21 protein-coding genes are annotated in these 20,611 nt (G+C 41.1%); 19 read left to right on the top strand and 2 right to left on the bottom strand.

The genetic code is table 11. From position 1 onward, the window contains the following. The first annotated feature begins 131 nt into the window (after positions 1 to 131). From dinB to HMPREF3112_RS02540, 14 genes are all read left to right on the top strand, one after another. Entirely contained in the window at positions 132 to 1,241 is a 1,110-nt protein-coding gene (gene dinB / locus HMPREF3112_RS02605; protein WP_014634976.1) for a DNA polymerase IV, read from the top strand. A gap of 100 nt (positions 1,242 to 1,341) precedes the next feature. Next, positions 1,342 to 2,232, top strand: coding sequence for a hypothetical protein (locus HMPREF3112_RS02600; protein ID WP_022495900.1), 891 nt, complete (start codon positions 1,342 to 1,344; stop codon positions 2,230 to 2,232). A gap of 215 nt (positions 2,233 to 2,447) precedes the next feature. Then, entirely contained in the window at positions 2,448 to 3,278 is an 831-nt protein-coding gene (locus HMPREF3112_RS02595) for a transporter substrate-binding domain-containing protein (RefSeq protein WP_022495901.1), read from the top strand. A 597-nt stretch (positions 3,279 to 3,875) separates the two neighbouring features. Continuing rightward, a complete protein-coding gene (locus HMPREF3112_RS02590; protein WP_096832659.1) occupies positions 3,876 to 4,622 on the top strand; it encodes an amino acid ABC transporter permease in 747 nt (248 codons plus the stop codon). Continuing rightward, complete coding sequence (locus HMPREF3112_RS02585; protein WP_037602492.1) at positions 4,622 to 5,365, top strand: amino acid ABC transporter ATP-binding protein; 744 nt, start codon at positions 4,622 to 4,624, stop codon at positions 5,363 to 5,365. Before HMPREF3112_RS02590 ends, HMPREF3112_RS02585 begins: the two co-directional genes overlap by 1 nt. A 212-nt stretch (positions 5,366 to 5,577) precedes the next feature. After that, positions 5,578 to 5,802, top strand: a complete 225-nt coding sequence (locus HMPREF3112_RS02580) for a DUF4059 family protein (RefSeq protein ID WP_002884393.1) — start codon at positions 5,578 to 5,580, stop codon at positions 5,800 to 5,802. 32 nt (positions 5,803 to 5,834) lie between these two features. After that, the gene (trxB, locus tag HMPREF3112_RS02575) at positions 5,835 to 6,788 is read left to right on the top strand and encodes a thioredoxin-disulfide reductase (RefSeq protein ID WP_255296714.1); all 954 of its coding nucleotides are present in this window, start codon (positions 5,835 to 5,837) and stop codon (positions 6,786 to 6,788) included. 90 nt (positions 6,789 to 6,878) lie between these two features. After that, a complete protein-coding gene (rsmD, locus tag HMPREF3112_RS02570) occupies positions 6,879 to 7,478 on the top strand; it encodes a 16S rRNA (guanine(966)-N(2))-methyltransferase RsmD (RefSeq protein ID WP_073686155.1) in 600 nt (199 codons plus the stop codon). Between the two features lie 32 nt (positions 7,479 to 7,510). Continuing rightward, entirely contained in the window at positions 7,511 to 8,008 is a 498-nt protein-coding gene (gene coaD, locus HMPREF3112_RS02565; protein WP_048674796.1) for a pantetheine-phosphate adenylyltransferase, read from the top strand. After that, a complete protein-coding gene (locus tag HMPREF3112_RS02560) occupies positions 7,986 to 9,062 on the top strand; it encodes a SepM family pheromone-processing serine protease (protein WP_048674793.1) in 1,077 nt (358 codons plus the stop codon). Before coaD ends, HMPREF3112_RS02560 begins: the two co-directional genes overlap by 23 nt. An 85-nt stretch (positions 9,063 to 9,147) precedes the next feature. Continuing rightward, entirely contained in the window at positions 9,148 to 10,092 is a 945-nt protein-coding gene (locus tag HMPREF3112_RS02555) for a tRNA modification radical SAM protein MnmL/YtqA (protein WP_070437884.1), read from the top strand. Beyond that, positions 10,089 to 10,637 (top strand): tRNA 5-(aminomethyl)-2-thiouridylate-methyltransferase MnmM, encoded by a 549-nt coding sequence (locus HMPREF3112_RS02550; protein ID WP_070437881.1) that lies wholly within the window; start codon positions 10,089 to 10,091, stop codon positions 10,635 to 10,637. The genes HMPREF3112_RS02555 and HMPREF3112_RS02550 overlap by 4 nt, the downstream gene beginning before the upstream one ends. Then, positions 10,634 to 10,876 carry a hypothetical protein gene (locus HMPREF3112_RS02545; protein WP_061389500.1) on the top strand — a complete coding sequence of 81 codons (243 nt, stop codon included), beginning with the start codon at positions 10,634 to 10,636 and terminating at the stop codon, positions 10,874 to 10,876. The genes HMPREF3112_RS02550 and HMPREF3112_RS02545 overlap by 4 nt, the downstream gene beginning before the upstream one ends. A gap of 8 nt (positions 10,877 to 10,884) precedes the next feature. Continuing rightward, the gene (locus tag HMPREF3112_RS02540; RefSeq protein ID WP_070437878.1) at positions 10,885 to 12,951 is read left to right on the top strand and encodes a cation:proton antiporter; all 2,067 of its coding nucleotides are present in this window, start codon (positions 10,885 to 10,887) and stop codon (positions 12,949 to 12,951) included. Positions 12,952 to 13,134: 183 nt separating this feature from the next. Here HMPREF3112_RS02540 and HMPREF3112_RS02535 read toward each other — a convergent pair whose 3' ends face one another. After that, positions 13,135 to 13,917, bottom strand: a complete 783-nt coding sequence (locus HMPREF3112_RS02535; protein ID WP_014634965.1) for an ABC transporter ATP-binding protein — start codon at positions 13,915 to 13,917, stop codon at positions 13,135 to 13,137. 111 nt (positions 13,918 to 14,028) lie between these two features. Here HMPREF3112_RS02535 and HMPREF3112_RS02530 point away from each other — a divergent pair, with 111 nt between their 5' ends. The 4 genes from HMPREF3112_RS02530 to HMPREF3112_RS02515 all read left to right on the top strand — a co-directional run bounded on the left by HMPREF3112_RS02530 (position 14,029) and on the right by HMPREF3112_RS02515 (position 18,263). Further along, complete coding sequence (locus HMPREF3112_RS02530; RefSeq protein WP_037602475.1) at positions 14,029 to 15,360, top strand: hemolysin family protein; 1,332 nt, start codon at positions 14,029 to 14,031, stop codon at positions 15,358 to 15,360. A gap of 353 nt (positions 15,361 to 15,713) precedes the next feature. After that, on the top strand, positions 15,714 to 16,454 hold the full coding sequence (locus HMPREF3112_RS02525) for an LPXTG cell wall anchor domain-containing protein (RefSeq protein ID WP_037602472.1): 741 nt from the start codon (positions 15,714 to 15,716) through the stop codon (positions 16,452 to 16,454). Positions 16,455 to 16,640: 186 nt separating this feature from the next. Further along, positions 16,641 to 17,441, top strand: a complete 801-nt coding sequence (gene pflA, locus HMPREF3112_RS02520; RefSeq protein WP_021143691.1) for a pyruvate formate-lyase-activating protein — start codon at positions 16,641 to 16,643, stop codon at positions 17,439 to 17,441. 69 nt (positions 17,442 to 17,510) lie between these two features. Continuing rightward, a complete protein-coding gene (locus HMPREF3112_RS02515; RefSeq protein ID WP_070437875.1) occupies positions 17,511 to 18,263 on the top strand; it encodes a hypothetical protein in 753 nt (250 codons plus the stop codon). Between the two features lie 78 nt (positions 18,264 to 18,341). On the opposite strand, the gene HMPREF3112_RS02510 is transcribed toward HMPREF3112_RS02515, so the two are convergent. Next, positions 18,342 to 18,794 carry a universal stress protein gene (locus tag HMPREF3112_RS02510; RefSeq protein WP_002891687.1) on the bottom strand — a complete coding sequence of 151 codons (453 nt, stop codon included), beginning with the start codon at positions 18,792 to 18,794 and terminating at the stop codon, positions 18,342 to 18,344. 359 nt (positions 18,795 to 19,153) lie between these two features. On the opposite strand from HMPREF3112_RS02510, the gene HMPREF3112_RS02505 reads away from it, so the two are divergent. Further along, positions 19,154 to 20,368, top strand: coding sequence for a pyridoxal phosphate-dependent aminotransferase (locus tag HMPREF3112_RS02505; RefSeq protein WP_002884715.1), 1,215 nt, complete (start codon positions 19,154 to 19,156; stop codon positions 20,366 to 20,368). Positions 20,369 to 20,611: the final 243 nt, after the last annotated feature.

The raw sequence follows: 20,611 nt of genomic DNA, 5'->3' as shown, positions 1-20,611 counted from the left end.
GACAAATCTGTATTATAAATTTCTGTTTTTTGGTAGATTTTGGTATCATAAGGGGAGAATGCTTTGTAGTCCCAAAGTTTTATGTGAAAAGCTTTACAATGAGATAAATCTGAGAAAGGAGGCAGGGAGCCATGTTAGAGTTTCCTCTAATAAATGATACCAGTCGGAAAATCATCCATATTGACATGGACGCCTTTTTTGCTCAGGTCGAGATGAGGGATGACCCCAGTCTTAAGGACAAACCGGTTATTATCGGTCACGACCCTAGAAAAACAGGGGGACGTGGTGTGGTATCAACCTGTAATTACGAGGCTAGAAAATATGGTGTCCATTCAGCCATGTCTTCTAAGGAAGCCTATGAACGTTGTCCTAATGCTGTCTTTATCTCAGGAAATTATAGTCATTACCGAGAGGTAGGGATGCAGATTCGTGAGATTTTTAAACGCTATACCGACTTGGTAGAGCCTATGTCTATCGACGAAGCCTATCTTGATGTGACGATAAATAAACTTGGTATCAAATCGGCGGTTAAGGTAGCTAAACTTATCCAGTATGATATCTGGCAGGAACTTCATCTGACTTGTTCAGCAGGCGTTTCCTACAATAAATTTATCGCCAAACTAGCTTCTGATTTTCAAAAGCCTGCTGGTTTGACGGTGGTGCTTCCAGAGGAGGCTCAGGAATTTTTGGAAAAGCTCCCTATTGAAAAGTTTCATGGGGTAGGTAAAAAGTCAGTTGAACGTCTTCATGATATGGAAATATACACCGGTGCCGATCTTCTGAAGATTCCTGAGATGACGCTGATTGATCGTTTTGGACGTTTTGGATTTGATCTCTTTCGAAAGGCCAGAGGGATTTCCAATAGTCCTGTCAGGCCCAATCGCGTCCGTAAATCTATCGGAAGTGAGCGAACCTACGGCAAGCTTCTTTATAATGAAGATGACATCAAGGCTGAGTTGACTAAGAATGCTAGGCGGGTAGCTGAAAGTGCTCAGAAAAATAAAAAAGTTGGTCGAATTATTGTCATCAAGGTCCGTTATTCGGATTTCTCGACCTTAACCAAGCGTATGACCTTGGACAAATCGACTCAGGATTTCGACACCATCGAAAGAATTGCCCATACCATTTTTGATCAATTGGAGGAAAATAGCAGCGGTGTTCGCCTGCTCGGTGTGACGCTGACGGGTCTGGAAGATCAAGAAGGCAGGCAATTGGACCTAGATGATTTAGAGTCATTATAATAGTAGAGTTTTGATTTTTTCTTTTGGAAAGTGACCTTGAAGAATCATCAGACCTATGCTATCTTAAATAGTAACTAAAAGAAATGAGGGAATAATCTTAATGAAAAAAGTTCTTACCTATTTAGGACTGATTCTGGCAGCTTGCTTGCTTCTCGTAGCTTGTGCTTCCAATAAGCCAGCTGAGAAGAAAAAAGCGACACCAACTCCGACAGAACGTGCCAAGGCTGATGCGACAGTTTTAATTGATACTATGCTTGGAAAATCTAGTAACGGTTTTTCAAAACTCTACGGTGAAAATTACGAAGCCTGGACTGAAACGAAAGTCTTTGAAAAACAAGTTGCAGATACTATCGAAGAAAAGGGGTATACACCGGAAGACAAGTATACGTTTAAATACATTGAAGGTTATGATGCTAAGACACCAACCCAAGTGCTTTCTAAGTTCCTCAAGGTCCGTCGTAATATGATTGGTAAGATTCAGGACTATAAGCTGAAAGATGTCAAAGTTAAAGGAAATGAAGCGACAGTTACCTTTACTTCACGCTCTGTTAGTGCCTATGGTGCTGCAGCTGCTGTTCGTACTCTCCTTATGAGTCTCTATGATAACGACATTGACAAGTTGAAACAGTGGAATCAAGCTGATAACAACGATGTAGAAAAAGGTAAAGCCAAAGATCTCACAACGAAATTCCTTTATGGTGAAAACTTTAACGGCGATTTGACACAATTTAAGGATATTGATAAAGAAATGGCCTATACACCTTTGACAGGTGCTGATGATCTAGAAAAGACCTTCAAGCTAACCAAAGATGATGGGGGTAACTGGACTATTTCTGTAGAAGATTATAAAGAGCTTGCCGAAGCCTTGGTTGACCATGATGAATCAGGAAGCAGAGCTGTTTACGCTGAACGCATCCATAAGAATTTATCAGATTATCAACCTGAAGACAGTAGCGATTCAAGCAGTAAGTCATCAAGTAAGGATAAGTAGAGTTTTATTGCATTTGATGTTAAACATGTACGGAAAGCTTTTTTGGACGAGAAGAGTTGTCACACCAGTGGCAGCTCTTTTCTTATTGTTCGTTGTATCCATTCCCCCTATAACCATTTTCTATCACCACTTAGGTTTTTATTATTAGACGAGTTTGGAGGAAGATGGTAAACTGTTATCACTAACTATTAATGAAAGTATCGAGGATTATAGATATGAAAAAATGGCTTGCAGGTTTAGGGATTCTTGGCTTGTCGGTTTTGACTTTGGCTGCTTGTGGGAACAAGAGTGACAGTAAGGCATCTGGTGAAAAGCAGACGATTACTGTTGCGACAGACTCTGATACGGCGCCTTTCACTTTCAAAAAAGGCGACGACTTCAAGGGTTATGATATTGATTTGGTCAAGGCTATTTTCAAGGATTCGGACAAGTATGAGGTCAAGTTTGTGACGACACCTTTTGATTCCATCTTGACAGGGGTGGATTCTGGACGTTATCAGATTGCGGCTAACGACTTCAACTACAATGAAGAACGTGCGCAGAAATATGGTTTCTCAGATCCGATTTCACGTTCTAACTATGCCATCACTAGTGCTGAGGGTACCAAGTATACTAGCCTAGATGATTTGTCTGGTAAGACGACAGAGGTGCTTCCTGGCTCTAACTATGCTCAGTTGCTTGAAAATTGGAACCATGCCAATGCGGACAAGACACCAATTACTATCAACTATGCTTCTAGCTCAACGGGTCTTTCAACACGTATTCAACATATTCAAGAAGGAAAAATTGATTTTATCCTTTACGATGCCATTTCGTCTGAGTACATTGTCAAAGATCAAGGCTATAAGCTAGCTGTAAACAAGATTAAAGACGATATTGGTATGAAGACTGATGGTCTTGAATATCTTCTATTCTCAAATGATAAGCAAGGTAAGGAACTCAAGGCCTTTGTTAATAAGCGTATCAAAGAGCTTAAGAAGGATGGAACCCTTGCCAAACTCAGCAAGGAATACTTCGGTGGCGATTACGTCAGTGATTTGAAATAAGACTGTTAAAAGTTGAGACTGCTGTCTCAGCTTTGAATTGAACACAAAGCTTTCTTTTGAGGCTTTCCTGAGGTGATGACGGACGTCAGCGACCTTCGTCGAAGCTCCATGACTAAGTTTTGAGCCTAAGGTCTCAAAACTTCCGAACACCTGAAACTTTAAAGTTTCAGGTGTTTTTCTCACGTCGGAAAGCCTCGGTTTATGCTCACTTTGTTCGTGAAATAAGGAATTAGTTCAAATCTTCTTAGTCTTAATAAGGTATTGCTATCAGTGATACGATTTTCTTATCACTATGATAAGAAAAGACTATTTCACAGACTTTCTGAGTCGTGCTAAAATGAATACTATAGAATTTATGATAAGATAATTGGACGGTTAGCACTAGGCTAACCTACTTTTTTAGAAAGAAAGGGCGACATTGTGAAAAAGAGTATAGAAGCATTTAATCGGTCACCTTGGTATCTCCAAGTTATCATGGGTTTGGTTGGTTTGGCAGTAGCAGTTACTTTAGCCATTCCCTTGTCTTGGCTAGTAGAAATTCTTTGGGGTTATATTTTGCAACTGGTTACGATTGTCTTCAAGTGGATTTCATCTTGGATGCCAGCTGGTAAACTCTTCTCATGGAAGGCAGTCTTCGATGCTGTTCCTAAGATTGTGGAACGCTTGCCTTTAACTTTGGGCTTGACCATTGCAGGTGCTTTCTTCGGTTTGATTTTGGCCCTTGTCTTTGCGGTCGTTAAGATCAATCGAGTACGTATCCTTTATCCGATTCAAGCAGTTTTTGTAAGCTTCTTACGTGGGACACCAATCCTTGTACAACTCATGTTGACTTACTATGGTATTCCACTCTTCCTTCGTTACTTGAATGGTGAGTTTGGTTTAGATTGGAACATTAATGAGATTCCACCAGCTATCTTTGCCATTACAGCCTTTGCCTTTAACGAAGCAGCCTACATGAGTGAAACCATTCGTGCAGCAATTCAAGCTGTTGATGCGGGGGAAATCGAAGCAGCCCGTTCTCTTGGGATGACATCAGCACAGGTTTACCGTCGTGTCATTATCCCAAATGCGGCAGTTATTGCAACTCCAAGTTTGATTAACAGTTTGATTGGTTTGACTAAGGGAACATCACTTGCCTTTAGTGCTGGTATCGTCGAAATGTATGCACAGGCTCAAATCTTGGGTGGTGCCGACTACCGTTACTTTGAACGTTATATCTCAGTTGCCCTTGTATACTGGGTAATCTCAATCTTGATTGAGTACATTGGTCGTTCAGTTGAAAATCACATGGCCATTAAGGCGCCTGAAGTGACTGACATTTCTGGAATTGGAGGTGACCGCTAATGATTAGTATCAAAAATTTGACCAAGGAATTTTCAGGTCAAAAGGTTCTCGATGGTATTGATATCGACATTGAAAAGGGTGAAGTTGTAGCTCTTGTTGGTGCCTCTGGTGCAGGGAAATCAACAATTCTTCGCAGCTTAAACTATTTGGAACAACCTGATTCTGGTACCATTATCATTGATGATTTCAAGGTAGATTTTGAAACAATTACCAAAGAACAAATCCTTACTCTTCGTCGTAAGTTGGCCATGGTGTTCCAACAGTTCAACCTCTTTGAACGTCGTACAGCCTTGGATAATGTTAAGGAAGGTCTTAAGATTGTTAAGAAACTTTCTGACGAAGAAGCTACCAAGATTGCCAAAGAAGAGCTCGCTAAGGTTGGGCTTTCTAATCGTGAAAATCACTACCCACGTCACTTGTCGGGTGGTCAAAAACAACGTGTGGCCTTGGCCCGTGCCCTTGCAATGAAGCCTGATGTGCTCTTGCTTGACGAACCAACATCTGCTCTTGACCCTGAGTTGGTTGGTGAGGTTGAAAAATCAATCGCTGATGCGGCTAAGTCAGGTCAAACCATGATTTTGGTCAGTCACGACATGAACTTTGTTTATCAAGTGGCTGACAAGGTGCTCTTCCTTGAAAAAGGTCGTATCCTTGAACAGGGAACACCTGATGAAATCTTTAACCATCCAAAAGAAGAACGAACAAAAGAATTTTTCGCTTCTTATTCAAAACAATATCTTTAAGATGGGATTTTTGTTACAATAGAAAAGGTAGTGGGAGTGGACGATACTTTAGTCCATAGTCAAAGTCCCACAAGGATGATTAGGAACTTTTGAATGTTTCAAAGGCGACTAAGTGTCCAATCAGAGACTGCATCGTGCAGTTATTACTAGTCGAATTTAGAGGTTGGAGAATGTTATCTCAGCCTTTTCTATTTCTCACTTTAGGATGATTTATGTTATTAAATATTTTTAAATTTTACCTCTTAGGCCTTGTGATTGCTTTCTTTGTGTGCTTGGTGATTGGTGCCATTTGGCTTGGATGGCGTGCTTTACGTCGTGCGGACAAAACTGTGAAGGAGCGTCAAGGTGCCCTCTATGATGCTATTATGATGTCGATGGTTTCGATTCCCGTTTTGGCATTTGCTTTTATGGCGATTCTTATCGTGCTGAATGCATAATTCTAGCTTTGTTGGCACATTAGGTGTAAGATATCTCTACAAGAAAATCATATAAGGAGTTACTCATGTACGATACAATTGTTATTGGAGCTGGTCCTGCGGGGATGACTGCAGCACTCTATGCAGCACGTGCCAACCTTAAAGTGGCAACTTTGGAGCAAGGTGCTCCTGGTGGACAGATGAATAATACGTCTGATATTGAAAATTACCCTGGTTTTGAAAGTATTTCTGGTCCAGAATTGTCAATGAAGATGTTCGAACCTTTGGAAAAATTGGGCGTTGAAAATCTTTATGGTATCGTGTCTGGTATCGAAGACAAGGGTGACTATAAAGTTGTCAAAACTGGTGATGAAGAGTACCAAACCAAGACAGTTATCATTGCGACTGGTGCCAAACACCGCCACATTGGTGTTGCTGGCGAAGAAGAGTATAACAGCCGTGGGGTGTCTTACTGTGCGGTCTGTGATGGTGCCTTCTTCCGTAATCAAGACCTCTTGGTTGTTGGTGGTGGAGACTCTGCCGTTGAAGAAGGAATTTATTTGACACGCTTTGCTAATAGCGTGACCATTGTTCACCGTCGTGATGAATTGCGTGCCCAAAAGGTTCTTCAAGACCGCGCCTTCGCCAATGAAAAGGTTAAGTTTATCTGGGACTCAGTCGTTGAAGAAATCAAGGGTGATGACATCAAGGTTCGCAGTGTTGATATCAAGAATGTCAAAACTGGTGAGGTGACTAACCACGAATTTGGCGGTGTCTTCGTTTATGTGGGACTTGATCCTGTTTCAGATTACTTGACAGGTCTCGACATCACTGACCAGGACGGTTGGGTAATTACAGATGATAAGATGGCGACACGTATTCCTGGTATCTTTGCCATTGGGGATGTCCGTCAGAAAGACCTTCGCCAAATTACAACAGCCGTAGGGGATGGTGCCACAGCTGGTATCGAAGCTTATAACTACGTGACTGCACTTGGTGATAAGTAAAATGAATGAAAACTCGGGAGCTTCTCGAGTTTTTTGTGTTCTCTTGGGGGGATTTAGCTTGTCTAGTCCCCTTTGGACCAACATCTAAGTGTGATTTTTTGTTATAATAGAAAAGTCTTACTAAAAATCAGTAAAAACGAGGTGACCGACTTGCGTGTTGTAGCAGGTGAATTTGGCGGGCGTCCGCTTAAAACGTTAGAAGGCAAAACGACTCGTCCAACAACGGACAAGGTCAAGGGTGCCATTTTCAATATGATTGGTCCTTTCTTTGATGGAGGACGTGTTTTGGATTTGTTCTCGGGGAGCGGTAGTCTGGCCATTGAGGCAATTAGTCGTGGCATGTCTTTTGCTGTCCTCGTGGAAAAGGATCGTCGGGCACAGGCTGTTATCCAGGAAAATATTAAGATGACAAAGAGTGAGAAACAGTTCCAGCTTTTGAAGATGGATGCAGTACGTGCGCTGACACAATTGACAGGAAAGTTTGACTTGGTGCTTTTAGATCCACCTTATGCCAAAGAGCAGATTGTGGCCAATATTACTCAGTTAGAGGAGCAAGGACTCTTGGCTGAGGAAGTTATGTTGGTTTGTGAAACTGATAAGGCTGTGGACCTGCCTGAAGAAATTTCAAACTTTGGGATTTGGAAACAGAAAACCTATGGTATCAGTAAGGTGACCGTTTACGTGCGTTAGCCTTTTATAGGGAAGTTGTAGAAAGGAATGCTATGACAAAGATTGCTATGTTTACGGGGTCTTTTGATCCGATTACTAATGGGCATATGGATATTATTGCCAGAGCCAGCAAGCTCTTTGATGAGCTTTATATCGGTCTCTTTTATAATAAAAATAAGCAGGGCTTCTGGGATGTGGAGACTCGCAAGCGTATCCTGGAAGAGGTTGTGGCAGATCTTCCCAATGTCAAGATTATAACGGCCCACGATAGTCTGGCTGTAGATGTCGCTAGAGATCTTGGGGTGACTTATTTGGTTCGAGGCCTTCGTAATGCGACAGATTTCGACTATGAAGCCAATATGGATTATTTCAATAAGGGGTTGGCACCTGAGTTAGAAACAGTTTATTTGATTGCCAGTCATGAGGTAACACCAGTCTCTTCAAGTCGTGTGCGTGAGTTGATTTATTTTGAGGGAGACATTAGTTCTTATGTTCCTCAAGCAGTTGTTAAGGAAGTGGAGGCCAAGCGTGGCAAACAAGAACGAATCTAAATCACTATTAGGGAAACTTTGGCGGATTAAGTGGTGGTTGTTAAGTATTTTTACGGTACTTTTCCTCCTATTTGCCCTCTTTTTCCCGCTAAATAATTATTATGTTGAGCTTCCGGGTGGTGCTTTTGATACCAAGGAAGTCTTGACTGTAGATAAGAAAGCTGATGATTCAAAAGGATCCTACAATTTTGTGGCAGTGGCTCAAACCAAGGCGACTTTGGCCTTGATGCTCTATGCTCAGCTTAATGATTTTGCAAAGCTTCAAACAGCTGAAGAGGCAACTGGAAATTACTCTGATGAAGATTTCATGCGTATCAACCAATTTTACATGGAGACTTCCCAAAACCAAGCGATTTATCAGGGCTTGACTCTGGCCGGTAAGGAGGCTAGCTTGGAGTATATGGGTGTCTATGTGCTTCAGGTGGCTGATGATTCTAGCTTCAAGGGTGTCCTCAATATTGCGGATACGGTGACAGCTGTCAATGGCAAGACCTTTGATAATTCTGCTGACTTGATTAAATACGTTCAAGGACTTAAGCTGGGTTCAAAAGTCAAGGTCACTTATACGACAGATGACAAAGAAAAGACTGCCACTGGTAAGATTATCAAGATTGCCAATGGTAAAAATGGTATTGGTATCGGTTTGACAGATCATACCGAGGTCAAAAGTCCTGAAAATGTGAAGTTTAAACTTGATGGTGTTGGCGGCCCAAGTGCGGGTCTTATGTTTACCTTAGCTATTTACGATCAGGTGTCTGGTCAAAATCTTAAGGCTGGTCGTAAGATTGCTGGAACAGGAACCATTGAAAAGGATGGTTCTGTCGGTGATATCGGTGGTGCCTACCTTAAGGTGAAATCAGCGGCTGATAGTGGTGCAGACATTTTCTTTGTACCAAATAATCCGGTAACCAAGGAAATGAAAAAGGCTGATCCGGATGCCAAAACCAACTATCAAGAGGCCAAGGAAGCTGCCAAGAAACTGGGAACCAAGATGAAAATCGTCCCTGTTAAAACAGCTCAAGAAGCCATTGATTATTTGAAAAAGACTAAATAAGAAGAGAGAGTAGGGCAGGCAGAAATCCATGATTTTTGTCTGAGTCTTACTCTCTTTTTTAGGTCAAAGTGTTATAATAGTCTTTATGAAAAAACGTTATAGAACAGTCAATGATTACTATCGTGAAATTTTTGGCGAAAAGATTTTCAAACTACCAATAGATGCGGGTTTTGATTGTCCCAACCGTGATGGCACAGTGGCTCATGGTGGCTGTACCTTTTGTACGGTATCGGGGTCTGGGGACGCCATTGTAGCTCCTGAGGCACCGATTCGTGAGCAGTTTTACCATGAGATTGACTTCATGCACCGCAAGTGGCCAGAAGTTCAGAAATATCTGGTTTATTTTCAAAACTTTACCAATACCCACGCGCCGCTTGAAGTTATCAAGGAACGCTACGAACAGGCTATCAATGAGCCTGGTGTTGTTGGTATCAATATCGGTACCCGCCCAGACTGTTTGCCAGATGATGTGATTGATTATCTGGCAGAACTCACAGAACGTATGCATGTGACCGTTGAACTTGGCTTGCAGACGACTTATGAAGAAACGTCAGAACTCATTAACCGAGCACACAGCTATGATCTTTATGTGGAGACGGTTAAGCGTGTGCGTGAGCGTGCGCCAAAGGCTGAGATTGTGTCGCATCTGATTAATGGGCTGCCAGGGGAAACCCACGAGATGATGGTGGAGAATGTTCGCCGTTGTGTGACGGACAATGACATTCAGGGGATTAAACTCCACCTCCTCCACCTGATGACCAATACGCGTATGCAAAGAGATTACCACGAGGGGCGTCTCAAATTGCTGAGCCAGGAAGAGTATGTGTCAATCATCTGTGACCAGTTGGAAATCATCCCTAAGGATATCGTCATTCATCGGATTACTGGTGATGCGCCGCGAGATATGTTGATTGGTCCTATGTGGAGTCTCAACAAGTGGGAAGTCCTTAATGCCATTGACAAAGAGATGGAACGTCGTGACTCATGGCAAGGGTGCAAAGTAGCTAGCGAGAAGGAGGAAAAAGCATGATTAAACGCCCCATTCATCTATCTCATGACTTTCTAGCAGAAGTGCTGGATGATGAGAGTCTAGCTATCGATGCGACCATGGGAAACGGCAATGATACAGCCTTTCTGGCTGGCCTTGCTAAGAAGGTCTATGCCTTTGACGTGCAGAAACAGGCGCTTGAAAAGACCAGTCAACGCTTGTCAGACCTGGGAATTGAAAATGCGGAACTCATTTTAGATGGTCACGAAAATCTGGACCATTATGTCACGGAACCTATTCGAGCAGCTATTTTCAATCTGGGCTACCTGCCATCTGCAGACAAAAGTGTCATCACTAAGCCCCATACGACTCTTGAGGCCATTGAGAAAATCCTTGACCGCTTAGAGGTTGGTGGGCGCTTGGCTATTATGATTTACTACGGTCATGATGGTGGTGATATGGAGAAGGATGCTGTGCTAGAGTACGTTATCGGTTTGGACCAGCGTGTTTTCACAGCTATGCTTTACCAACCCCTTAATCAAATTAATACCCCACCATTTTTGGTGATGTTGGAGAAATTACAATGATTACAGATATTAAAGAAAAACTTGCAGATATGCAGGCCAAATATATTGATAGGCAGAGTGCCGAGGGTACTTTGAAAAAGGTTGATAATCGTAAAACGGCTAAGATCAAGAAAAAGTTAGCTAGTCTTGAGGTCGAACGTTGTCATAAACTTTTAGCCAAGGAAGATGTCACTGCCATTGATAAAAAAATTAGTAAGCAAAAAGAACTATTCTCAAACTGTTGTCATAAGGAAGGGTAGGAAGAGCTATGCATCTATCGTTAGCTTTGCTTGTTCTTCTTTTTAGCTTGATTTTATCGAACGTTATCAATCGTGTTTTTCCACGTCTTCCCTTACCTTTGATCCAAATTATTTTTGGAGTGGGTATCGGTTCTCTTTTTAAGGGACGTGCTTTCGAGCTTGAAACGGAACTTTTTCTAGCTTTCATTATTGCTCCCTTGCTGTTTCGTGAGGGTGAAGAAAGTGATATTACCAGTATTTTACGTAACTGGAAACTCATTCTATTTTTGATTTTTCCAGTCATCTTCGTGTCTACACTGGGAATCGGTTATCTTGCTAAGGCTGTCTTGCCTGCCTCAGTGCCTTTGTCTGCCTGCCTAGCTATTGGGGCGGCTCTTGGGCCAACGGATTTGGTGGCCTATTCTGCTATTTCTAAACGCTTTAGTTTTCCAAAGTGGATTAGCTATATTTTGCAGGGTGAAGGACTCCTAAACGATGCCTCTGGCTTGGTTGCCTTTCAGGTGGCGGTGACTGCTTTGACAACGGGTGCTTTCTCCCTCCTTGATGCGAGCTGGAATTTGGTTATTTCTGTGCTTGGTGGTTTTTTGGTTGGCTTGATTACAGCCTTATTTAATCGTCTCTTTTTGACCATTTTGGATAATATGGATGCTGCAGATGTCACAGGTGCTCTCTTACTAGAGTTGGTACTACCGATTTCCTCTTACTTTGTAGCCGAGGAAATTCATGCTTCCGGAATTATTGCTGTTGTCGTAGCAGGAATTTCACTTGCCAGTCGCTTTAAAAAAATCACCGTTTTTGATGCCAAGTTGGATAGTGTTTCTCATACGATTTGGGGAACCATTACCTTCATGCTTAATGGCATGGTCTTTTTCCTCTTGGGAACAGAACTTCCAACCCTAGCAGCCCCAGTACTGCGTAGCACTACCTACGATAATATCTGGATGCTTCTTGCTATCGTCCTTTTAACAGCGACCATGTTTGGCATTCGTTTTGTTATGATTAGTGCGGTATTTGCCCAAAGAGCTTGGAGGGCCAAACGATCACTGAAAAAAATCTGGAAGGGTGCTACTCTTTTAACCTTTTCTGGTGTCAAAGGAACGGTCTCTATTGCAACCATCCTTTTGCTTCCGGTTGCCAATATGACGGCTTTGGAACATAGTCTCTTGCTCTTTACGGTAGCGGGTGTCACTTTATTAAGTTTCTTAACAGGTATTCTAGTCCTACCTAAGCTAGCCACTGGACCAGCGCACACAACCAACCATTATATGCAGATTGCCATTCTTAATGATGTGGTCGGCGAGTTGGAAAAAGATCTAAAACAGTCAACTAATCAAGGAGCTGTCTATGCTACTATTGACAACTACAATCAACGCTTGGAAGATTTAATCTTGGAGCAGGAATCAAATGATGTCAAAGAAGAGTTGGCCAATATCCGAGTCATGATTATGGAAATTGAGAGTGAGGGTCTGGAATATGCCTACAAGAAGGGCAAGATTTCAGAACTCGAATACAATCTCTACCAACGTTATATCAAGAGCTTAGAGCGTCGTATTAACCGTGGTTTTGTCTCTAGTCTTTCTTACGCTCTAGCTGTCTTTGTGCGTGGCCTTCGTAGATTGTTGCACTTGGCTCTTACTTTCAAGTTTCGTATTAATCAGGATGAAACTAGGAGGGGTCCTAGGTTGACGGAAGAAAACCGTGACCATATGGCTGAACTTTATTTAACAAATACGGAGCAGATTTTAGAAGCCTTGAGTAATCTGGAAGGTGTTTATCATTCAGAACTCTTGTCTTATTTGAAGCGTAATCGACTTCAAGAGGCTGAAATAATTCAATCAGGTGCTTTTGTTGAGCGGGTTATCACCCACCTTCATCCAGACAATATCGATGAAATGTTACGAGGCTACTATTTGGAACGTAAGGTTATCAACGAGTACGAGCAGGCTGAGCTTATCTCTAGCCGTTATGCCAAGCAACTTCGTAAGGAAGTCAATACTTTGGAGGATTATTCTCTCAAAGAAACTAGCAACACTTTAACCTATGATATGATTAATCTGGCTCGAGGTCGAGCTTAAGCAATGAATGTTATCACAAAAAGAAGCCAAGAAAAATTTTGGCTTCTTGTTCATATATTTTTATAGAACAGCTTGTCGTTCCAGCCTTAATTTTGTATGGCGTATCGAAAATAAAAGAGGAGTAGTGATAAAAGAACAAGTCCCCTAGACATTATCTGGGGGACTTGTGTCTTTGAGTGATTTTTATAGAAGAGGGTTAATGTAAAAACGATGGTCATCAATTGGAATAATTTGAACAGGATTTTGGTAGAAGTCAGCTAAAACTTCCGGTGTGATGATATCATTTTTTGGTCCTTGTGCCACGATTTTTCCTTGACGGAGTAGGAGGATGTGGTCCATTTTTTCAGTGATTTCTTCAGCATGGTGGGTGACGTAAAGGACCAGTGGTGCGTGAGGAAGCGAGGTGATACGGTCAATCTGACGTAAGAGCTTTTCGCGGGCAAACAGATCCAAGCCAACAGTTGCTTCGTCAAGGATGATGATGTCGGGATCTTCCATCAGACTACGAGCAATTAAACAGATTTGCTTTTCTCCCTGAGAGAGACCACGGTATTTACGACCAATCAAATCACCAGCACCAAGTGAAGTCAGCATATCCTTGGCTTCTTGTAGCTCTTTGTCTCCATAGGCTTTGTAGAGGATTGAGCTCTTGTATTTACCTGTAAGGACGATTTTTTCAGCTGTCATATGTTGAGGAAGACGCTCAGTGATGAAGGAGCTGACGATACCGATATGTTGACGAAGACCTGTGATGTCTCCATTCCCAAAGGTGTAGCCTAGTATCTCAGCCTTTCCCTCAGAAGGAAAGAATTCAGCTGTCAACAAACGTAGGAGGGTTGATTTTCCAGCACCGTTAAGTCCCAGAATAGCCCAAGTTTGACCTTTTTCAACTGTCCAGTTAAGGCCAGACAAAAGTGTTTTTCCTTGGCGGGCCAAACTGACATTTTCTAATCGTATAAGTGACATAAGTCTCTCCTTTGATGATAAATTACTCTAATTATAGCATAAAATAGACACCTTTATTGGGAAATTATGGTATAATGAAAGTCAGAATTTTTTTTTAGAGGAGAAGAAAAAATGGAAGACTCGAGTGGTCAGTCCTTATTATTTCAATCTATTTTACTACTAATTTTAACCTTGCTTACAGCCTTTTTCTCAGCATCTGAGATGGCTCTCGTATCACTTAACCGCTCACGTGTAGAGCAAAAGGCAGAAGAAGGTGATAAGAAATTTATTCGCCTACTCAAGGTTCTTGAAAATCCAAACAACTTCCTATCAACTATCCAAGTTGGTATTACCTTTATTAGCCTCTTACAGGGGGCCAGTCTCTCTGCGTCACTAGGTGCAGTGATAGCGACTTGGTTTGGTCATGTGGCTTGGGCTAAGACAGCGGGTAGCATGATTTCTTTGGTTGTCTTGACCTATATCTCTATCGTTTTTGGGGAACTTTATCCAAAACGTATCGCTATGAATCTCAAGGAAAATCTAGCCATCTACTCGGCACCTGTCATTATTGTTACAGGTAAGATTGTTAGTCCCTTTGTTTGGATTCTTTCGGCGTCAACCAATCTTTTGTCTCGTTTGACACCTGCGACCTTTGATGATGCAGATGAACAGATGACACGTGATGAGATTGAGTACATGTTGACAAAGAGTGAGGATACACTTGAGGCTGAAGAAATTGAAATGCTCCAAGGGGTATTCTCTCTTGATGAATTGATGGCGCGTGAGGTTATGGTTCCTCGTACAGATGCCTTCATGATTGATATTGAAGACAACACTCAAGAAAATATCCAAGCTATTCTCAAGGAAAGTTTCTCTCGTATTCCTGTTTACGAAGATGACAAGGATAAGATTATCGGTGTCATTCATACTAAAAACCTTCTAAAAGCAGGTTTTGAACTTGGTTTTGAAAATATCAAACTTCGTCGAATCATGAATGAACCACTCTTTGTTCCTGAGACTATCTTCGTAGATGATCTCTTGGCAGCCTTTCGTAACACCAATAATCAGATGGCTATCTTGCTTGATGAATACGGTGGCGTTGCTGGTCTTGTTACCTTCGAGGACCTTTTGGAAGAAATCGTTGGTGAGATTGACGACGAAACAGATAAATCTAGTGTGGAAGTTCGTGAAATTGGTGAGAATACCTATATTGTCGAGGGAGCTATGACTCTTAACGACTTCAATGAACATTTTGATACAGAACTTGAGAGTGATGACGTTGATACTATCGCAGGTTATTATTTGACTGGTGTGGGAGCCATTCCAACTCAAGAAGTCAAGGAACACTATGCAGTTATCAACAAGGACAAACACCTCGAATTTATCAATGATAAGGTTAAGGATGGTCGTGTAACCAAACTTAAGGTAATCATCACGGCAGCTCCAGAAGAGGCAGAAGAATAGTTTTCTACATGTTTTTATTAGAAAATATTGGAACTTAAAAGCGACTATTTACTAATTAGGCACTTTCTCTCATTATGAGTGAAAGTGCTTTTTCTTATCTATCTTGGAATATCAGCTTATCAAAATAATAAGATTAGAAAACGTCTATAAAACACGTCATAAAGCCTTTTTTACCTATCAAAACTGCCGGACTTTGTCAGGAAAACAACCATAATTTTGAAGATAATCTAACATTTTTCAGCGTATTGATAGATTTAGAATAAAAATAAATAAGATTTTAATTAAAACAGTCTTTTATTACTTTTTTATGGTAGAATATAAATTAACTGATAAATGAAAAAAGGAGAATCTTGATGGCTTCTAAAAAATCTATATATAGTAGCTTGCTTTTACTCACCCTTACCCTAGGAGCTTTTGTACCAGTAACTTCTTTTGCGGACGATGGTATTGCGACAAATGATGCTGTTCTTACACAACCAACGACAGATCGTGCAGTAACTGGTCCTTCAACAGCCCCAAGTGATGGAGACTTGGCTCGTAGCAATGATTCAAACACAGGTGCGGCAACGCCAACAACACCAACACCTACAGTTCCTGAAGTACCAGCTGAACCAACAACACCAGCAACTCCAGAAACACCTGCGACACCGGCTCCAACAGCTGATTCATCTACAAAACCAGCTGATAAACCAACTGAGAAACCAGCCGATAAGCCGGAAGACCCAGCTTCAGCAACTGATAAAGGGACAAGCGAAGCACCTCAAAACCCTGAAACTCCAGCAGTGAATGTTAATGGACAACCTGTTGTTACTGTAACACCGACAGCTCCAGTTATCACTGCAGCTGGCCAAACAATTGTGTCTACACAAAATAGCCAAATTGTTATCGCTAACACTGATGGTACAACAAGTGTTGTTGCTCCTGAAACAGTAGGATTCAAAGTGAACGCTGACGGTACATTGACTGGTAAAGATGCTAAAGGTAAGGAAGTTACACTTCCTAAGACTGGTGAAGCATCAACAGTAATCTTGACAATGGTAGGAACATTCTTCCTTGCTGCTGCAGCCTTTTTGGGGCTTAAGAAACGTGCCTAGTAATATAGATGATAAAAGACTGGATTTTTCCAGTTTTTTTGTTTTTCTTCTGGTATAGTATAGATATTCCTTAATTTCAGATGTATTATAGTATAACCTTTGCCTGAATTCAGGCAGATATGGAGCATGTTTCTGATAAAAGAGGTATAATAAAAACATGTAAAAAGCGTTTTCAAGGAGGCTGCCATGGCAGAAATTGATTACAGTCAGGTGACTGGACTTGTTCATTCAACCGAAAGTTTTGGATCCGTAGATGGTCCTGGTATCCGTTTTATTGTTTTCATGCAAGGCTGTAAGATGCGTTGCCAATATTGTCATAACCCAGATACTTGGGCTATGGAGTCAAATAAGGCTGTTGAACGTACAGTTGAAGATGTCTTAGATGAGGCTCTTCGTTTCCGTCATTTCTGGGGTGAGCATGGTGGTATCACTGTATCAGGTGGTGAGGCCATGCTTCAGATTGATTTTGTCACTGCCCTCTTTACAGAGGCTAAGAAGCTAGGGATTCATTGTACGCTTGATACTTGTGGGTTTGCTTACCGCAATACTCCTGAGTATCATGAAGTTGTTGACAAACTTTTGGCTGTTACTGACTTGGTCCTACTTGACATCAAAGAGATTGATCCTGAACAACACAAGTTTGTGACCCGTCAACCTAATAAAAATATTTTGGAATTTGCTCAATATCTGTCTGATAAACAAGTTCCAGTCTGGATTCGCCATGTTTTGGTACCTGGTTTGACAGACTTTGACGAACACTTGGTTAAGCTTGGTGAGTTTGTAAAAACCTTGAAAAATGTCGATAAATTTGAAATTCTTCCCTATCATACAATGGGTGAGTTCAAATGGCGTGAGCTCGGTATTCCATATCCTTTGGAAGGGGTCAAACCACCAACGGCAGATCGGGTTAAAAATGCCAAAGCTCTCATGCACACTGAAACGTATCAAGAGTATAAAAATCGTATCGGTGTTAAAACCTTGGATTGAAAAAGAAGCTCTTGACAAGAGCTTTTTAACTTTGCTATTATTTAGGGAGCAATAAAGAGTAGGTAAATTATGTTTCGTATTTTAAAATTTGATGATGACTTTGTTTATCTCAGTCATCCTGACGGGCGACTTAAGAAAATAGATCGCACGCTTTTTGATTTTGATATAAAATTAGGAGACCGTATAGATGTCTATCAGGATGGGGACTTGACAGTTGTTACTCCGGCAGAAGTCCAAACGGACTTGAGCCTAGAGGGAGACAAATCTGTTAAATCACACCTCTTGCAGGGGATTTTAGATATTTTCCTTGAGACCCTTAATATTCACAATAATCATTTGGGTGACTTGAAGAAGATTTTCACACAGTTATTGATTACACTCTTCATGGCTTGGAGCTTGTTGGGAGTTATTCTGGTTGAGATTCTTCTCTTTGCAGAGTCAATTATTGTCTTCCTATGGAGACTCTTGGTTCGTCTTATTAAGTGGATGCATATTAAAGACAATACTAAGGTCTTGATTGATGAGACGCAAAAACGTCATGCTAAGCGTGAGCGTCAAAAAGCCCAAAGACGTGAGCAGGAAAGACGTCGTCAGGAAGAACTTGAAGAACGTGAATATCTTCGTGAAACAGAACGTCAAAAGGAACTCATGATTGTTGAAGCTAGCCTTAGTCAGGAAGCAGAGCGTGAGAGCCTTTCAACTAGTCTTGCTTTGGAGCAAGCAGGTGCCTCAAGTCAATCTGCTAGTGAAGACTTGGCCGAAGAAAGCCAGTCAACTTCAGAGTCAGAAGTGATGTCTGAATCAGCAAAGTCTGAAAAATAGAACAAAAAAAGAACTGAGATTTAGGATCTCGGTTCTTTTTCATATGAGAAAAGCACCAGAGGTGCTTGTGAGAGGTGACTAAAGTGTTTTTTCAGAGTCACGAACAATGAGCAAGTCAACTTTTGCGTGACGGAGAATGTATTCAGAAGATGAACCAATAAGCAAGCGTTCAAAAGTATTGAGACCTGTGGCACCAACCATAATAAGGTCAACATTTTCCTTATCAGGGATATCAACAGCCAAGAGGCTCTTAGGATTACCGAACTCAATAACTTTGCGAATCTTGGTTAAACCAGCTTCTCTGGCTTGGCGTTCAAAGTCAGCCAAAACAGCTTTAGCTTCGTCTTCTAGTTTTTCATAGATGTAAGAGTCGAAAGTCGCAACGCTTTGAAGGGCGCGTGTATCGATAACGTGTACCAATAGTAACTGAGCATTATTACGTTTTGCAACGTGCACACCTTTAATAAAGGCCAGTTCTGATTCGTAAGAACCGTCGATAGCTACCATAATACGTTCATATTGTTGAGACATAAGCTCTACCTCCTATCTTTAGCTTTATTATACTCCTTTAATCTAAAAAATGAAAGCGTTGTTATAGATTTTCTGAAATCTTTTTTTGACTGCTTACTTTAGGACGCTCTTAGTAATGTGAAGATTTCAGTATTATCTAAAAATTGAAGATTGCTTGAAAAAGAGGTATAATACAATCTGTTATTAGCTTCGTAAGAAACATGATAATTAAAAAAGAGGAAGAAAAGTCTTCAGAAATGATACCAAATGGCCGAGCCTAAAGTTGGTGTCAATAAAAGTGGAAATCCCCATCAGGTGTTGAATTTTCTTATTTTCTGCTAGATGTATCTGCTTTTAGTATCTTTTGAAAGGATTAACTTATGAAAACATTTGATAAATCATCAAAGTTGGATCACGTTGCCTATGATATTCGTGGACCAGTTTTGGATGAAGCCAACCGTATGATTGCCAATGGTGAAAAGATTCTTCGTCTTAATACAGGAAATCCTGCGGAATTTGGCTTTACAGCACCGGATGAAGTCATTCGTGATTTAATTATGAATGTTCGTAACAGTGAAGGGTATTCGGATAGTAAAGGGATTTTCTCAGCTCGTAAGGCGATTATGCAGTACTGCCAGCTAAAGGGATTCCCAAATGTAGATATTGATGATATTTATATTGGTAATGGTGTTTCAGAGATGATTTCCATGTCTATGCAGGCTTTGCTTGATGATGGAGATGAGGTCTTGGTCCCAATGCCAGACTATCCTCTTTGGACAGCTTGTGTCAGTCTAGCTGGCGGTAATGCCGTACACTATGTCTGTGATGAAAAATCTAACTGGTATCCAGATATTGATGATATCAAATCAAAGATTACGTCAAATACTAAGGCAATTGTAGTCATCAATCCCAATAATCCTACAGGTTCGCTCTATCCTAAGGATGTTCTTGAACAGATTGTAGATATTGCTCGACAAAATGATTTGATTATCTTTGCGGATGAGATTTATGACCGCTTGGTTATGGATGGTAAGAAACATACTGCGATTGCTAGCCTTGCACCAGATGTTTTCTGTGTGTCTATGAATGGTCTTTCTAAATCTCACCGCATCTGTGGTTTCCGTGTAGGTTGGATGGTTCTCTCTGGACCTAAAAAGAACGTCAAAGGCTATATTGAAGGGCTTAATATGTTGGCCAACATGCGTCTTTGTGCTAATGTGCTCTCTCAGCACGTTATTCAGACTTCACTTGGTGGCTACCAATCCGTGGATGAGCTCTTGATTCCTGGTGGTCGTATCTATGAACAACGTGAGTTTATCACGAATACCGTAAATGCTATTCCAGGGCTCTCAGCTGTTAAGCCAGATGCAGGGCTTTACATCTTCCCTAAGATTGACCGTAACATGTATGATATTGAAGATGATGAAGAATTCTGTCTTCGTCTCTTGAAGAAGGAGAAGGTTCTCCTAGTTCCAGGTAAAGGCTTTAACTGGAATGAACCAGATCACTTCCGTATTGTCTACCTTCCTCGTGTGGAAGAGTTGGCTGATCTCGGTAACAAAATCGAACGAGTCTTGTCATATTACAAGCGTTAATTTCTTAAAAAACTGGACAAAAAGGCTTGTCCAGTTTTTATTGTTTCTAAAAAGGGGATGTATTTGAGCAAAATCCGGACGTTTTTCCTAAAAATGCCATAATATACTTAATATAATGAATAGTAGAATAATAAATAATTTTCAGACAATTGTTTGCAATTTCTGGGTTAAGTGTGCTATAATAGTAGGGCTAGTAGGTCTTGACGCAGAAGATTAGTGCAAGGCTTGATATTATTATGATTA

It is taken from the genome of Streptococcus sp. HMSC10E12, assembly GCF_001807855.1.
Lineage (GTDB): Bacteria > Bacillota > Bacilli > Lactobacillales > Streptococcaceae > Streptococcus > Streptococcus salivarius.
The sequence above is the reverse complement of the archived record's forward strand: the minus strand, read 5'-3'. Positions and strand labels throughout refer to the sequence as shown.